The sequence below is a fragment of the Ralstonia sp. 110700041-2 genome (assembly GCF_056280165.1).
On record NZ_JBSFAI010000003.1, the window covers coordinates 196067 to 212367 of the forward strand.

Here is a 16301-nt window from a genome sequence, read left to right on the forward strand (position 1 = left end):
CGCAGTCGCGAGGGCCGGTACTTCTTCTGCCGAACCCTGAGCGGGCGGCATCAACGTCAACTGCTTGCAGAGAACTGCCGCAAGCGCGTTGCCATTCCGGCCGACATCCACGGCCGAGCTCCAGAACCTACGATCAGGGCGTCCACGCGTGCGAGCATCGGTGCAAGCATCCGCTGCCCGGTGGCGGTGCCCGCTGCCATGATTGCCGCGCCAAGGCCGTTGACGTCGTCAACGTCGCGACCGATCAGGGTTACGCCATGGGGCCCATGCGCAGGCAGACCCGTTTCCGGATCGAGAACGTGATGAAAACGCTGACCGTTGAGCATGAAGTAGCGCTCGTAGTCTCCGGATGACGCCACAACCCCGTCACTGAGCGTGACCACGCCCAGCAGTCGCTCCGGCGCAAGCGGATCGCGCAGTCCGACGCGCCATTCGTGACCTTGCAGCTTCCCGCTGGCCACCACATCGCCTCCACCGTTGATCATGGCATCGCGTATGCCGTGTTGCCGTAGCACGCGCATGCCTGCCTCCAGGATCGGCAGCTTGGCAATGCCGCCAAGATCCAGCCTCATCCCCGGGCGTCGCAAGTAGACGCTGCCGTGGCGCTCGTCCAGAACGACGTCTCGATAGTTGACGAAGCGGCGCTCACGCGCCAGTTCGCTGCTGCTCGGAATGCGGCTGTGCTCCGGATCAAAATTCCAGCCGGAGTACGCGCCGACGGTGATATCGAAGGCGCCGCGGCTTTGCTCCGAGACCTGTCGGGCAAGCTTGAACACCGACATGACTTCAGGTGCCACCGGCACGGGGTTCCGCCCCGCCGCGCGTGCCAGTGCACTGACCTGGCTGTCGGGCCGGTAGCGGCTCATCAAGCATTCGAGCCGCGCCATCTCCACAAAGGCAGCGCGCATGGCCGCACCGGCGGCGCCCGGTCTCGCGTCTTGCGCAATGATGTCGATTTGAGTGCCCAGCAATTGAGTGGATGCGCGCTCCACAGTGGGGTCTGCCAGGGCCGGCCGTACGAACATGCCGACTGCCAGCAGGGGCACCCCCGCCAGGCAGCGCCGGCGGCCCAGGTTGGAAGGGGGCAGCGGATGCATGGCGCTACTGCGACTTCGCCACCATGTAGTCAACCGCAGCCTTGATGGCGTCGTCCGGCAAGGTCGATCCACCGCGTGCGGGCATGGCCCCCTTGTTGCCGTTGAAGCCCTCCAGTGCGTGCTTGTAAAGGGTGTCCTTACCTTGTGCGATGCGTGGCCCCCAGTCGGCCTTGTCGCCCGGCTTTGGTGCCCCGGCAACCCCTGCGGCGTGGCACATCGAGCAGACGTTGGCGAACGTGCGCTTACCCAGCGCATTCTCCGGTTCCGCTGCTGCGGCCACCGTCGTTGCGGCGGGGGGTGTGCTGGTTTGTACCGGCGCGGGTGCCGCAGCGGTGGAGGCCGCGGGCGCGGCGGGTTCCTTCTGGCCACAGGCCGCAAGAACGGCACCGCAAATCAACATCAGCCCTAGGGTGGTTTTCGTGCGCATGGAAATCTCCTTGAGTCGGCGCGGGGTCCGCAAATGAACACGAATCGCATTCTGTACGCTCCCTTGCCATAAAGATGCATAAAAAATATGTTTTTCAAGAATGTGTGACGAAAGTCAATTGCTTCGGCTGCCTGCGAGCCGAAGATGCGACTTGCCGAGAAGGTCAGAGCGCAGATGTGAGCCGGCATCTTTCCGCCCGGCTTTGTGAAAACCGATAGAGGAATCGATACAGGGATCGATGATGACCAAGCACCAACAATCGCCATCCACACAGCAGGAAGAAGCGCTGAGCGTACCGGGGCGGCGTCGCTTCATGAACAGCGCAGCGCTTGCCGGATTGGCAACGGTCGTGGCATGCACTGACAAGGGCACACCCGCTGCCGCACCCGCTGCATCTGCCAGCGCGCCCACGGCCACGGCCGCAGGGGAACACGTCATTGCGGGCATGCATCCCAAGCCGGGTGAACTCGACACCTACTACGGCCTGTGGAGCGGCGGACATACCGGCGACATGCGTGTCATGGGCATGCCCTCGGGGCGCGAGATCCATCGCATTCCGATGTTCGTGCCCGATGCGCTGGTCGGCTGGGGCATCACGAACGAATCGAAGAAGGTGATGGGTACGAAGCCCGACGGCAGTCTCAGGTACACGGTGGGTGATACCCACCACGTGCACGCGTCGTACAAGGATGGGAATTACGACGGCCGCTATGCGTGGATCAACGACAAGATCAACTCGCGCCTGGGGCGCGTGCGGCTCGACTACTTCATCTGCGACAAGATCACCGAACTGCCGAACGTGCAGGGCTTCCACGGCATCTTCCCGGACAAGCGCGATCCGCTCGACCCGAAGATCAACTACACGACGCGCGTGTTCTGCGGCGGCGAGTTTGCGATCCCGCTACCGAACACGGCGGGCATTGATGATCCGTCCAAGTACCGTTCACTGTTCACGTGCGTGGACGCTGAAACCATGGAAGTGCGCTGGCAGGTGCTGATCGACGGCAATTGCGACCTCGTCGCAACGTCGTACGACGGCAAGCTGGCTGCCACCAACCAGTACAACACCGAGATGGGTGTGCACTACGAAGACATGATGTCTGCGGAGCGCGATGCCTGTCTGTTCTTCAACGTTGCGCGCATCGAGGCGGCGGTCAAGGCCGGCAAGTTCAAGACCATCGGCGACTCCAAGGTGCCGGTGGTGGACGGCACGCACGCGGCCAACCAGGATCCGAAGACAGCACTGACGGCCTATGTGTCGGTGCCGAAGAATCCGCACGGCGTCAATGCCAGCCCCGACCAGAAGTACTTCATCTGTGCCGGCAAGCTCTCGCCCACCGGTACGGTCATCGAGCTGTCTCGCGTGCTCGACTGGTTCGACGGCAAGCTCGCCAAGATCGACGACGCCATCGTGGCGGAGGTCGAACTTGGCCTGGGGCCGCTGCACACTGCGTTCGACGGGCGCGGCAACGCATACACGACGCTGTTCCTCGACAGCCAGATCGTGAAGTGGAACATTGACGCCGCCATCAAGTTCCACAACGGTGACAAGAACGCGAAGTACGTGGTCGACCGCCTTGACGTGCATTACCAGCCGGGCCACCTGAGCGCATCGCAATCCGAAACCATGGCCGCCGACGGCAAGTTCCTCGCCGTTGGCTGCAAGTTCTCCAAGGACCGCTTCCTGCCCGTTGGCCCGCTGCACCCCGAAAACGAACAGTTCATCGACATCTCCGGCGACAAGATGGTGCTGCTGCAGGACCACCCGATCCGCAGCGAGCCGCACGACTTCATCATCTTCAAGCGCGAGCTGCTGCACCCGAAGCAGGTCTATTCGCTGGACGATTTCCCACTTGCCACCAAGGACCCGAAGCAGTCCGGCGTGGTGCGCAATGGCAAGAAGGTGACGGTGCGGCTCACCTCGCAGGCTCCGGCGTACAGCCTGCGCGAGTTCAAGCTGAAGAAGGGCGACGAGGTCACGCTGATCCTCACCAATCTGGACAAGGTCGAGGATCTGACCCACGGCTTCGCGATTCCGAAATACAACATCAACTTCATCGTCAATCCGCAGGAAACCGCGTCGGTCACGTTCATTGCCGATAAGCCCGGCGTGTTCTGGTGCTACTGCACGCATTTCTGTCATGCACTGCACCTTGAAATGCGCAGTCGCATGATCGTTGAGGCCTGATTCCGAGGAGAAGCGCGCGTGCCCCGTGCGGGCCCGCGCGTGCCGATGAACTCCAAGATGCCATCCCGAAAACAAGGGTTCGCGGCGTGGGTCGCCGCGTTCCTCCTGATGCTGTTGGTGGGCGTGCAACCGGCGCAGGCCGGTCGCGGCGCCTACGAAGCCGAGTTGCCCGCCAATCTGGCCGAGGCCAAGGACCTGTGCGCGCTCGTACCTTGCGCCGACGTGTTTCCCGGCGCGGTGCGTTTTTCCGAACGCATGGGGCAACCGCCTTATGTGGAAGCCTATGGCGCAGCGCAAGGCGGTAAGGCGGCGCTGCTGGGCTACGTGATGCTGTCCACCGACATCACGGACATCCCGGCCTATTCGGGCAAGCCCGTGGTCACGCTGATCGGCATGGACCGGCAAGGCCGCTATGTCGGCATCAAGGTCCTGAAGCATTCCGAGCCGATCCTGCTGCTGGGGATTCCCGAATCTGCGCTGCTGAACTTCAACAAGCAGTACATCGGCAAGTCGGTCAAGGACAAGATCGAAGTCGGTCAGTCACGGCCAGACGAGGGTGTGCTTGGCGTCGATGCGATCTCGGGCGCCACCGTGACCGTGATTGCGCAGAACCAGGTGCTGGCCACAGCCACATCTTCCGTGGCGCGTCAGGTTGGCATTCTGGCGCCAACGCGCCATGAGCCCGCGCGCTATGCGCAGACCGGGCAGCGTGCAAGCTGGGCAGAACTCGTCAAGCAGGGCAGCGTGCAGCGCTTGCTGATCCGGCCCGAACAGCTTGGGCTCGAACGCGCGCCGGAACCGTTCATTGAACTGTGGTTCGGTGATCTCAATCATCCCGACCTGGGTGCGAGCCTGCTCGGCCAATCCGTCTGGAACGACCTGCACGCTCAACTCAAGCAGAACGAGCATGCGATCTTCGTCATCCGCACCGCGGGCGCGGCGTCGTTCAAGGGGTCGGGCTTCGTACGCGGCGGCATCTATGACCGCATCCAGATCAAGCAAGGCGCGGAGTCCTTTACCTTCCGCGATTCGGACTACCTGAACCTCTATGGCCTGGCAGCCCCTGGCGCGCCGGCCTACACGGAATCGGCCATCTTCGTGGTGCGCTCGCCAGCGTTTTCGGCGGCGTATCCGTGGAAGCTGTCCTTCCTGGGCAACCGCGTCGATCGGGCGACCGGCACGCGCAGCTTCGTTACGTTCGATGCCCCGTACTGGTTGCCCGAAACGCTGCTGCAGGGCGGGCACCCGCATATCGACGAGCCGGAGGCCCCCTGGCGGCGGGTCTGGCGTACGCGCGCGCCGCAGATTGCACTCTTCATCGTGCTGCTCGTTTCGGTGAGCGTGGTGTATGCGCTGCGTGAGCGCCTGACGCGCCGTTCGACGCACAAGAACAAGTGGCCGGTGAACGCCTTCAAGTACACCGCGTGGGCCCTGAGCATCGGCTTCGTCGGTTTCGGTGCGATGGCGCAGCCGTCGATCACGCAAGTGCTGACATGGTTCCACTCGCTGCTGTTCCAGTGGACGTGGTCGCTGTTCCTGACGGATCCGTTCATCTTCTGCTTCTGGATCTTCATCATCCTGACGGTGTTCCTCTTTGGGCGAGGGCTGTTCTGCGGATGGCTGTGCCCGTTCGGCTCGCTGTCGGAAGCGCTCTACAAGATTGGCGGACGGCTCGGCCTCAAACGCTGGCAGCGTCATCTGCCGCGTGCCTGGCACGACAAGCTGAAGTGGCTCAAGTACGCCATCTTCTTCGGGTTGTTGACGGTGTCGGTGTTCTCGATGGGGCTGGCAGAAAAGCTTGCCGAGGTGGAACCGTTCAAGACGACATTCCTGGTCGGCATCAGCCACCGCGCGTGGCCCTACGGGCTGTTCGTCTGCACGCTGCTCGGGATCTCGCTGTTTGTCGAGCGCCCGTACTGCAAGTACATCTGCCCGCTGGGTGCCGCGCTTGCCATGCCGAGCACGTTCCGCTGGTTTGGCCTGCGCCGCAAGCAAGACTGCAACAGTTGCAAGGCCTGCGCCGTCGGTTGCGGGTCTTTGGCGATCGACGCGGACGGCCGTATCGACCATCGCGAATGCCTGCACTGCCTCGATTGCATGGTGCTGTACACCGACGTCAAGGGCTGCCCGCCGCTGGCCAAGGAGCGCAAGCGGCGCGAGCGCGATGGGCTGGAGATCACGCCCATCGGCAAGGACGGCTACTTCATTCCCATCCAGCCGGTGCCGGTGCCCATGAACCCGCGGGTGGCGCAAGGCCCCGACCCGCGCATGCCGACCGACCGCGTGGTGCCGACCGGACGCGAAGGTGCGCGTGGCCTGCGCTGGCTGATGTTGGAATTGCGCGATCACCTCTGGCCGTGGAGCAGCAACGGGTGGAGGTCGGCGCGCGGCCTGCAGATCGCGGGGGCTTCGCTTGCGCTGGCAGCGAGCGTGGCATGGATCCTGGCGGCGACGGGCCACCTGTCGTCGGGCGCGGTCATCGCATGGTGGTTCGGCTGGAGCCTGTATGAAGTGCTGATCCGCCTTGCCGGCCGTCGCTACGTCAAGGATGGCCCGTGGTGGCAAGCCAATTATCGGCGCGCAACCGTCATGGACATGCTGAGCTACGTCGGCTTCAAGAACCTGCTGATTGGCGCCATGCTGTTCCTGACCCTGAAAGCGCTGGGGTTGCTGCAGGTATGAGGTGGCTGCCGGTGTTGCTCGTCGTCTGCATCTGGCTTGCGGCTGTGCAGGGCGCTCACGCATCGGCGGCCACCACGGTGCGCGTTGCGGCGGGGCAGTCGCTGCAAGCAGCCATCGACGCAGCACATCCGGGCGATGTGCTTGAGATCGAGCGCGGCATGTATATCGGCAACCTCATCGTCAACAAGCCTCTGACGCTGCGCGGACTCGATCGTCCCACGCTCAGCGGCGGCCAGCGCGGCGACACGATCCGCATCGGCGCGCCGGACGTCGTGATCGAGGGCCTGATCGTTCGCGATTCGGGCGACAGCCTGAAAGAGCAGAACGCAGGCATCAACATCCTGCCCGGCGCGCATCGCGCCGTGGTGCGCCAGTGTGAGCTGACCTACAACCTGTTCGGCCTGTGGATCGAGAAAGCCAACGACGTGCGCATCGAGGCCAACACCATCACCGGCAAGCGTGACTACAACTCGGCGCAGCGCGGCAATGGCGTGGAGCTGTACAACACACAAGGCGCGCGCATCATCGGCAACAACATCAGCTTCGTACGGGATGCGCTTTACGTGGACGTGTCGCACCACGCCGTTTTCAAAGGCAATCGGCTCCACCACAGCCGCTATGGCACGCACTACATGAACTCCTACTACAACCTGTGGGAGGACAACGACAGCTATGCCAACCGGGGCGGCCTGGCCTTGATGGAGGTGCGCGACCAGATCGTGCGCAACAACCGCACCTGGGGCAATGCCGACCACGGGATCATGCTGCGCACGTTGCAGGACTCGGTGGTGGAGAACAACGTGGTGGCCGACAACGACCGCGGCTTCTTCATCTACGACGTGGAATACACGCAACTGCGCGGCAACCTCATCGTCGGCAACCAGGTGGGCGTGCACCTGTCGGCAGGCTCGACACGCAACGTCGTGCAAGGCAACGACTTCATCGGCAACCGAGAGCAAGTCCGCTACGTGGGCGCGCGTGACGAGGCATGGGGGGCACGCACGGCTGCCGAGCGCCCGCAGGGCAACTTTTGGAGCGACTACCTGGGCTGGGACCGCGATGGCGATGGCATCGGCGATGTGCCCTACGAGGCCAACGACGTTGTCGACCGGCTGATCTGGCGTCACCCCGGCGTGCAACTGCTGTTGGCGAGCCCGGCGGTGCAGGCACTTAGATTCGTCAGCCGGCAGTTTCCGATCCTGCGTGTGCCGAGCGTGGTGGACGCGTATCCGCGCATGCAGCCCGCGAACCCACATTGGAGCACCTGGCGTGACAGATCCCCTTCACGTTGACGAGACTGCCGCCATTTCGCTGCGCGGCGTCTGCAAACACTATGGTGCCGTGCGAGCCGTCGACGGCGTTGACCTGGACGTCGGCTACGGCGAACTGTTCGGCCTGATCGGGCACAACGGTGCCGGCAAGAGCACGCTGTTCAAGATGATGCTTGGGCTGATTCCGGCAACCGCCGGCAGCATCCGCGTGGCCGGGGCATCGGTGCGTGGGGCTGCATTCCGCGCCGCGCGCAGGCAGATCGGCTACCTGCCCGAGAACCTCGTTCTGTACGACAACCTGAGCGGGTTGGAGACCTTGCGGTTTTTCGCCAAGCTCAAGGGCGCACCGGCAGCCGATTGCGCGTCGCTGCTTGCCCGCGTCGGGCTGGCGGGTGCGGTCGACCAACCCGTGCGGGCGTATTCAAAGGGGATGCGGCAGCGCCTCGGGTTTGCGCAGGCGCTGTTGGGTGCGCCACGCGTGCTTTTTCTGGATGAGCCGACCAACGGCCTCGATCCGGCGGCAATCCACGACTTCTACGCCACGCTGCAGGCACTGCGCGAGCAGGGCGTCACGATCCTGATCACGTCGCACATCCTGGCCGAGCTGCAGCAGCGCATCGACCGCCTTGCCATCCTGGCCGACGGCCGTGTCCTTGCGCTTGGCAGTGTCGCTGCACTGCGCGCACAGGCCGATCTGCCCCTGACGCTGGCCTTGCGGGTCGAGGCCGGCGCGCGCGGCGCACTGTGGGCGCAACTCGCGCCCTTGCGCGCACACGGCGCAGAGATCGTCGACGGGCAGGCCGAGCATGAGGTGATGCTGCGCTGCAGCCGCTCGCTCAAGATGGACGTACTTCAGGCACTGCAGCCGCTGGGCGGGCGCCTGCTCGATCTGCAGATCCACGAACCGTCGCTCGAAGACGTGTTCTTTGGCCTCAGGCAAACGGAGGCCGCATGATCGGCATCGAATATCGGCAAGTGGCCGCCGTGGCGGCCAAGGAACTGCGCGATCGCCTGCGCAACCGATGGGTGCTCGCGGTGGCCGTCGTCTTCGCCGTGTTCTCGCTCGTGATCAGCTATTTTGGCGGCGCCGAGCAGGGCACGCTCGGGCCGCGTTCCATCGAGTTCGTCATTACCAGCTTGGTCAGCCTCGTCATCTACCTGATCCCGCTGATTGCGCTGTTGCTCGGGTTCGACGCCGTTGTCGGCGAGCGCGAGCGCGGCTCGCTCGATCTGCTGCTGGCCCTCCCGCTGACGCGTGTGGAACTGCTGCTGGGCAAATACCTCGGGCTCGCCGCAGCGCTCACCCTGTCGACGTTGGGTGGCTTCGCACTGATGGCTGTGCTCCTGTGGCACCAGTTCGGCTCGGCGGGGCTGTATCAGGCGGCTGGCTTCGTGCTGAGTTCGGTGCTGCTGGGGCTGGTCTTTCTGAGCCTGGCGCTGTTCGTCTCTGTCGTCAGCCGTGAGCGCACGCGTGCTTCGGGCGCCGCCATCGCGCTGTGGTTTGGCTTCGTGCTGATATTCGACCTGTTGCTGCTCGGCCTACTCGTCGCCACCGGCGGCAGCTTTGGCGGCCAGGCGCTGGCGTATCTGCTGCTGCTCAATCCCACCGATATTTTTCGCATCCTCAACGTGTTTTCGCTGGACCAGCTGCGGGGCTTGCATGGCCTCGTCAGCATCGTGCCGCCTGCCCTGGGCAACCCGTGGGCGATGGGCGCGGCGATGCTGGCTTGGATTGCCGCGCCGCTGGCACTGGCCGCCTGGAGATTCCGCGCATGAACCCGGATCGTCGCCGCCTGCTGGCGGCTGCCCTGGCCGGATCGGCCGCCCTGATTGGTCTGGCTGCCTGTGGCCGGCAGGCCGAAGCCACCCTTGTCCCCGCTGAAGCCGACGCGGCGACCACCTGCGATCTGGACGGCATGCTGGTGGCGGATTATCCAGGGCCCAAGGCACAGCTCTATTACCAGGGCGACGCGACGCCGCACTGGTGCTGCGATACGGTGGAAATGTTCAACACACTGCTCAAGCCGGAGCAGGCGCGGCCAATCCGGGCGGCGCTCGTGCAGGACATGGGCCAGGCCGACTGGGAGCATCCTCGTGGCCACTGGTTTGACGCCAAGACCGGCTATTACGTGTTCGGCAGCCGGCGCCGCGGCTCGATGGGGCCGACGGTCGCGAGCTTCCGGCTGGAAGCCGATGCCCGCGCGTTCATTGCCCGCGACGGTGGCAAGCTGCTGCGCTACGCCGAAGTGACGCCAGACATGGTGGACCTCAGCGGTGGCGCGCTGCACGACGGGCGGATGTAGCCATGCGGCTGCGTCGATCGGGCTTGATGACAGTCGCTTTGCTGGCGGCCTCGCTCTGGTGGTATGGCGTGTATGCGAGCCGCCGGGTGGAGCCCGAGATTCCCACCGAAATCTGCTTCGTTGCGGCGCCAACGCCCTATGACCCGCGCTCGGGCACGGCGCCCGATGCGCCGCGCGCCATCCCGCCCAACGCACGCTGCCCGGTCTGCGGCGCGTTTCCGTCGCGCGCGCCGGATTGGGCAGCCCAGGTCATCTTTGCCGATGGCGACGCGTACTTCTTCGACTCGCCATTGAGCCTGTTCATCTACTTGCGCAACCTGCCGCGCTACGCCGCTGGCCGGAAATCGGCCGACATTGCCGCCGCCTACGTGCGTGCAGTTGGCGACGGGCGCTGGATTGCCGCGCTGCAGGCCGTCTACGTATGGGGGTCCGACGTGCCGGGGCCAATGCGCAGGGGCAATCTCCCTGCCTTCCGGAATCACACGGATGCGCGCGATTTCATTACGCGCCACGGCGGATCAGTCACGGGCTCCGCCGGCATTACCGCAGAACGCCTCCGGGCGTTGGAACCCTCGCAGCCCCATCCGGCAGGTCGGCACACCTAGCGCGTTCCCGTCTGGTTGTGGGGCGACGCAGATTGCACCGTGCGGGCCATGCTGGCGTGGTGCTTGGCGGCCATCTGTCGATAAGCCGGCCCGGAAGCTGGTTTTTCGGCGCTTCGACAGGCGGTGCGGCCTTGGATAATGCGACGGCCGGCCAACCTGCCGGCATGTCCCGCCCACCCCCTCGCACGCCGGCATGTCCGAAGAAAGCGATCTCGAAAAAACCGAACCAGCCTCTCCGAGGCGCCTCGAGCAGGCGCGCGAGGAAGGCGACGTTCCCAGATCACGGGAACTGGCTTCGTTCGCCCTCACGGCGGTGTCCGCGGGCGGTTTGTGGGTGATGGGCGACTCGATCGTGCGCGCCGCATCGGCGTTTCTGGCGCGCTGCCTGGAGTTCCACCGCTACAACTACACCAGCGGGCAGGACCAGTGGAACTACGTGACCGGCCAGTTCATGCCGCTGGCCATGGCCCTGGGCGGGCTGATGCTGATGCTGGTGATTGCCGCGCTGTCGCCGTTGGCGCTCACGCGCGGGGCCATCTCGTTCAAGCCGCTGTCCCCAGACATTTCGCGCCTGTTCAAGCTGCAGGGGCTGACGCGCATGTTCTCGCTGGAGGGGCTGATGGAGCTGCCCCGCCTGCTGATCAAGCTGTTCCTGATTGCCGGCGTGGGCTGGCTGCTGGTCCGGTATTACCGGGGTGACCTGATCGAACTGCCGCAGCAGGACCTGGGCGTTGCCATGCGCGACACCCTGCACGTGGCCGGCGTGGCCTTCCTCTGCATGGCAGCGGTGATGATGCTGGTGGCGGCCGTGGACGTGCCGCTGTCGTTGTGGCAATACGCGCGCAAGCACCGCATGACCAAGGAGGAAGTGCGCAAGGAGCACCGCGAGTCCGAGGGCGATCCGCACGTCAAGGGCCGCATCCGCAACCTGCAGCGCCAGGCCGCCCAGCGCCGGATGATGGCCGACGTGCCCAAGGCCGATGTGATCGTCACCAACCCGACGCACTACGCCGTGGCGCTGCGCTATTCCGAAAAGGAAGGCGGCGCGCCGCGCGTGCTGGCCAAGGGCGCCGACATGGTGGCGGCCAAGATCCGCGAGCTGGGCACGGAGCACAAGATTCCCATTCTGGAAGCGCCCCCGCTGGCCCGGGCGCTGTACCGCCACACCGAGATCGGCCACCAGATTCCCGAGGCGCTTTACGCCGCCGTGGCCGAAGTGCTCGCCTATGTCTACCAGTTGCGCCGCCTGCATCAGGTGGGCGGCCGAGTGCCGGTGCGCCCGACCGACCTGCCGGTGCCTGCCGAGTTGGACCCGGGGCCACAGCCCGGCCCGGACGACGAGCCCGAAGACGCATAAAGTGCCGCCCGCCGAGTAAAGAGCTCCACGCGCCGAGCTCCGAGCTCGGATCGCCGAGAAAAAAGCCTCACGCGCCGAGCTCCGAGCTCGGATCGTCAAGCAAAAAGCATCGCCCTCGACACTTTTTGCATGGCGAACGGCTGTTTGAGGCTCGCGCATGTCTCGCTTGGCGTGCAATTTCGCCCAAACGGCGCCACTGGCCGCTTCCACACCCCCCGGTGGGAGGGTATTCCAAAGAAAAGCCGCCTTTTGGGCGGCTTTCTCACGTCTTCGATTTGGCGGCGCGCCCGGCAAGATGGCATCCATCGAAAAGCCCCCCGCTGCACGCCCCGCCAATGAACGCCGCACTGCTCCGAGTCACCGACATCCTGCGCAAGGGCGACTACCGCTCCGCCGCGGGCCCGGTGCTCATCATCCTGATCCTGGCGATGATGGTGCTGCCATTGCCGCCGTTCATCCTGGACCTGCTGTTCACCTTCAACATCGCGCTGTCGATCATCGTGCTGCTGATCAGCATGCACACGCTCAAGCCGCTGGATTTCTCGTCGTTCCCGAGCATCCTGCTGATCACCACGCTGATGCGGCTGTCGCTGAACGTGGCGTCCACGCGTGTAGTGCTGATGGAAGGCCACACCGGCCCCGACGCCGCCGGCAAGGTGATCGAAGCCTTCGGCCACTTCCTGGTGGGCGGCAACTACACCGTCGGCATCGTGCTGTTCGTCATCCTGGTGATCATCAACTTCATGGTGATCAGCAAGGGCGCGGGCCGGATCGCCGAGGTCAGCGCGCGCTTCACGCTCGATGCGATGCCCGGTAAGCAGATGGCAATCGACGCCGACCTGAACGCCGGCCTCATCCGTGAAGACGAAGCCCGCAGGCGCCGCACGGAGATCGCCCAGGAAGCCGAATTCTTCGGCTCCATGGACGGTGCCAGCAAGTTCGTGCGCGGCGACTCGGTGGCGGGTATCGCCATCCTGTTGATCAACATCGTCGGCGGCCTGGCGGTGGGCGTGCTCCAGCACGGCATGGACGTGGGCCACGCGGCCACCAACTACACGCTGCTGACCATCGGCGACGGCCTGGTCGCGCAGATTCCCGCGCTGGTGATCTCCACCGCGGCGGGCATCATGGTCAGCCGCGTCTCCACCGACAAGGACGTCGGCCAGCAACTGTCGAGCGAGCTGTTTGCCATGCCGACGGTGCTGATGACCACCGCCGGCGTGCTGGGCCTGCTGGGCCTGGTGCCGGGCATGCCGCACTTCCCGTTCATCCTGTTTGGGGGCGGCCTTGGCTATCTGGGCTGGTACCTGAAGAAGAAGCGCGAAGTGCCCGAGATCGAGCCCGTGCTGCAGGCCATTGCCCCGGTGGATACGCCCGAAGCGAGCTGGGACGACGTGTCGTGGGTCGACGTGCTGGGCCTGGAAATCGGTTACCGCCTGATCCCGCTGGTCGACAAGAGCCAGGACGGCGAGCTGCTGCGCCGCATCAAGGGCATCCGCAAGAAATTCACGCAGGACATGGGCTTCCTGGCGCCGGTGGTGCATATCCGCGACAACCTGGAGCTGGGCCCATCGTCGTACCGCATCACGCTCAAGGGCGTGGAGATCGGCCACGGCGAGGTGCAGCAGGGCAAGTTCCTGGCCATCAATCCGGGCGGCCAGGATGGCATGGGCGGTCATGGCGGCATGGGTGGCCTCGGTGGTCGACTGGGCACGCAACTGCCCGGCACGCCCACCGTGGACCCGACCTTTGGCCTGCCGGCCATGTGGATCACCGCCGATGTGCGCGATCGCGCGCAGGCCGAGGGCTACACCGTGGTCGATTGCAGCACCGTCATCGCCACCCACGTCAATCAGTTGATTTACACCCATAGCACCGAGCTTCTCGGCCGTTTGGAAGTCCAGCAGTTGCTCGATCATTTGGGCAAGGAAGCACCGAAGCTGGTCGAAGACGTTGTACCCAAGCTGTTGCCCGTCGCGACCGTGCAGAAGGTGCTGCAGAACCTGCTGGACGAAGGCCTGCATATCCGCGATATCCGCACCATCGTCGAGACGCTGGCGGAACACGGAGGCAGGACGCAAGACCCCGCCGAACTCACCGCCGCCGTGCGTGTGGCGCTGGGCCGGGCGATTGCCCAGCAGCTCTTCCCGAACAAGACCGAAATGCAGGTCGTCACGCTTGACCCGAATCTGGAGAACATCTTGCTGCAAAGCGTCGTTGGCTCTAACGCCGGCCCGATCGAACCGCAACTGGCCGACTCGCTCATGCAGGCGGCAGCGGACTCGTCGCGGCAGCACGAACAGATGGGTCAGACGGGCGTCCTGCTCGTGCCGCCCGCACTGCGCCCGATGCTTGCCCGCCTGTTCAAGCGTGCCGCACCGAGCCTGCGCGTGCTGTCGCACGCAGAAATTCCGGATCACCGAACGATTAAGGTTGTCGCCATGCTTGGAGGCCGCGCATGAAAATGCATCGATTTACCGGACTGACGTCGCGTGACGTGTTGCGCAAGGTCCGCGACCAACTGGGCGATGGCGCTCTGATCCTGTCGAACCGTGCCATTCCGGGCGGCATCGAGATCATCGCGGCATCCGATTCGCACGTGGATGCGCTGGTCGATACGCAGTCGTCGGCACCCAAGACGGCACAGCGCCGCCCGATGGCTCCGGCTCCGATTCCCGAGCCCGCACCGATTGCCGCTGCAACCGCAGCCGTCGCCGCCGCTCACGCTCCCGCTGAAGAGGCCGCGCGGGCCGAGGCCCCGGCACCCAACGCACTGGCCCGTCTGCGTAACCGCTTCATTGCTTCGCGCCGCACTCCCGCACAGGAAGACGCACCGGCAGCGCCGGCTGCTCCTGTGGCCAAGCCGGCCGGCCGCACGCTGCAAACGCGCGTGGACGACGACGTGGCGTTTGGCGAAGAAGATGCGCTGGCCGCGTCCACCCGCATGCTGGCGGGCCTGTCGCTCGACCGTGCCAATGCCGAGGTTGCCCAATCTGCGGCGCAGGCCCTGGCCAGCACCGCCCAGTTCATCGCCCGCCGCAGCACGGTGGAAGACGACCAGCCGGAAATGGAATCGACCGCCCGCTTTGCCGCACGTCGCGAGCAGGCACGTGAGCAGGCACGCGAACAGGATGACCGCCCGGTCACGCTGCGCAGCTTTACCGAGCGCGTGGAAGCGCAGGCGCGCACCCTCCGTGCAGAACAGCAGAAGACTGAGGCGCCCATGAAGGCGCGCATCGAGGCGCAAGCCGAGGCAGGCACGTCGTCCGACATTTTCGTCCGCGTGGAGGACACGATGGCCAAGCCCGAAGCCCCGCGTGATGACGTGAGCCTGCAGCGTTCGGCCTTCCAGGCCGACGTGAAGGAAAGCATCCGTGCCGAGACCGACGTGATGACCCGCCGCATGGTCGGCGAGATCGAAACGCTCAAGAGCACGCTGAACGACGCCATGTCGAGCCTGGCCTCGCTGGGCGTGAAGTTGGGCGACCCGGTGCGTACGCGCCTGTTCCAGACCATGCTCAACGCAGGGTTCTCGGCGCAGCTCACGCGCTACGTGCTGGAGAACATGCCGCAGCACGACGCGTATGAAGGTGCGCTGGACTTCGTGCAACGCGCGATTGAAAAGAACCTGAGCACCGTGTCGGACGAGAACAGCCTGCTCGACCAGGGCGGCGTGTTTGCCCTGATGGGCCCGACCGGCGTGGGCAAGACCACCACGACCGCCAAGCTGGCCGCGCGCTTCGTGCTGCGCCATGGCGCATCGCGCGTGGCACTGCTCTCGACCGACAGCTACCGGATCGGCGGCCACGAACAGCTGCGCATCTACGGCAAGATCCTGGGCGTCTCGGTGCATGCCGTGAAAGACGCGCAAGACCTGAGCCTGGCGCTGAACGACCTGCGCGAGAAGCACGTGGTGCTGATCGACACCATCGGCATGAGCCAGCGTGACCGCGCCGTGTCCGAGCAGATGGCGATGCTGCATGCCGTGGGCCCGTCGATCAAGCGCCTGCTGCTGCTCAACGCTGCCAGCAACGGCAAGACGCTCGATGAAGTCGTAGGTGCCTACCGCGACGCCAACCTGGCCGGCTGCATCCTGACCAAGATCGACGAGGCTGCCTCGGTGGGCCATGCGATGGACGTGATGATCCGTCGCCGCTTGCCGCTGCACTACGTGTCGTACGGCCAGCGTGTGCCGGAAGACATTGCAGTGCCGAACAAGAAGCTGCTGATCCACCGCTCGTTCCGGGCCGGTGCAGAGCAGTCGTCGTTCTCGCTGGATTCGGATGAATCGTTGCTCGTGGCGCAAGGCGCGGTGTTACGCAACGCAGGCAACCGCGAACCCGGCCTGGCCGCTTTCGATTTCGCCTGACA

The 16301-nt window shown here is 65.0% G+C and carries 12 protein-coding genes; 10 read left to right on the plus strand and 2 right to left on the minus strand.

The genetic code is table 11. The annotated features are described in order from the left end of the window. Window positions 1–56 precede the first annotated feature (56 nt). Window positions 57–1097 carry an FAD:protein FMN transferase gene (locus ACUXH0_RS05825; RefSeq protein ID WP_182594006.1) on the minus strand — a complete coding sequence of 347 codons (1041 nt, stop codon included), beginning with the start codon at window positions 1095–1097 and terminating at the stop codon, window positions 57–59. A gap of 4 nt (window positions 1098–1101) precedes the next feature. Continuing rightward, window positions 1102–1524 carry a c-type cytochrome gene (locus ACUXH0_RS05830; RefSeq protein WP_004627754.1) on the minus strand — a complete coding sequence of 141 codons (423 nt, stop codon included), beginning with the start codon at window positions 1522–1524 and terminating at the stop codon, window positions 1102–1104. Window positions 1525–1762: 238 nt separating this feature from the next. Here ACUXH0_RS05830 and nosZ point away from each other — a divergent pair, with 238 nt between their 5' ends. From nosZ to flhF, 10 genes are all read left to right on the plus strand, one after another. Further along, window positions 1763–3712, plus strand: a complete 1950-nt coding sequence (nosZ, locus tag ACUXH0_RS05835; RefSeq protein ID WP_004627751.1) for a TAT-dependent nitrous-oxide reductase — start codon at window positions 1763–1765, stop codon at window positions 3710–3712. 57 nt (window positions 3713–3769) lie between these two features. Beyond that, complete coding sequence (locus ACUXH0_RS05840; protein ID WP_182594007.1) at window positions 3770–6394, plus strand: NosR/NirI family protein; 2625 nt, start codon at window positions 3770–3772, stop codon at window positions 6392–6394. Then, entirely contained in the window at window positions 6391–7686 is a 1296-nt protein-coding gene (locus ACUXH0_RS05845; RefSeq protein ID WP_182594008.1) for a nitrous oxide reductase family maturation protein NosD, read from the plus strand. Before ACUXH0_RS05840 ends, ACUXH0_RS05845 begins: the two co-directional genes overlap by 4 nt. Next, entirely contained in the window at window positions 7664–8620 is a 957-nt protein-coding gene (locus tag ACUXH0_RS05850; RefSeq protein WP_012430156.1) for an ABC transporter ATP-binding protein, read from the plus strand. The genes ACUXH0_RS05845 and ACUXH0_RS05850 overlap by 23 nt, the downstream gene beginning before the upstream one ends. After that, window positions 8617–9441 carry an ABC transporter permease gene (locus ACUXH0_RS05855; protein WP_012430157.1) on the plus strand — a complete coding sequence of 275 codons (825 nt, stop codon included), beginning with the start codon at window positions 8617–8619 and terminating at the stop codon, window positions 9439–9441. Before ACUXH0_RS05850 ends, ACUXH0_RS05855 begins: the two co-directional genes overlap by 4 nt. Further along, a complete protein-coding gene (locus ACUXH0_RS05860) occupies window positions 9438–9968 on the plus strand; it encodes a nitrous oxide reductase accessory protein NosL (protein ID WP_004627739.1) in 531 nt (176 codons plus the stop codon). Before ACUXH0_RS05855 ends, ACUXH0_RS05860 begins: the two co-directional genes overlap by 4 nt. 2 nt (window positions 9969–9970) lie before the next feature. Continuing rightward, window positions 9971–10573, plus strand: coding sequence for a nitrous oxide reductase accessory protein NosL (locus tag ACUXH0_RS05865; protein WP_182594009.1), 603 nt, complete (start codon window positions 9971–9973; stop codon window positions 10571–10573). Window positions 10574–10766: 193 nt separating this feature from the next. After that, entirely contained in the window at window positions 10767–11930 is a 1164-nt protein-coding gene (gene flhB, locus ACUXH0_RS05870) for a flagellar biosynthesis protein FlhB (protein ID WP_004627735.1), read from the plus strand. A 335-nt stretch (window positions 11931–12265) separates the two neighbouring features. Further along, entirely contained in the window at window positions 12266–14392 is a 2127-nt protein-coding gene (flhA, locus tag ACUXH0_RS05875; protein WP_004627733.1) for a flagellar biosynthesis protein FlhA, read from the plus strand. Further along, a complete protein-coding gene (flhF, locus tag ACUXH0_RS05880; RefSeq protein ID WP_182594010.1) occupies window positions 14389–16299 on the plus strand; it encodes a flagellar biosynthesis protein FlhF in 1911 nt (636 codons plus the stop codon). Before flhA ends, flhF begins: the two co-directional genes overlap by 4 nt. Window positions 16300–16301 lie beyond the last annotated feature (2 nt).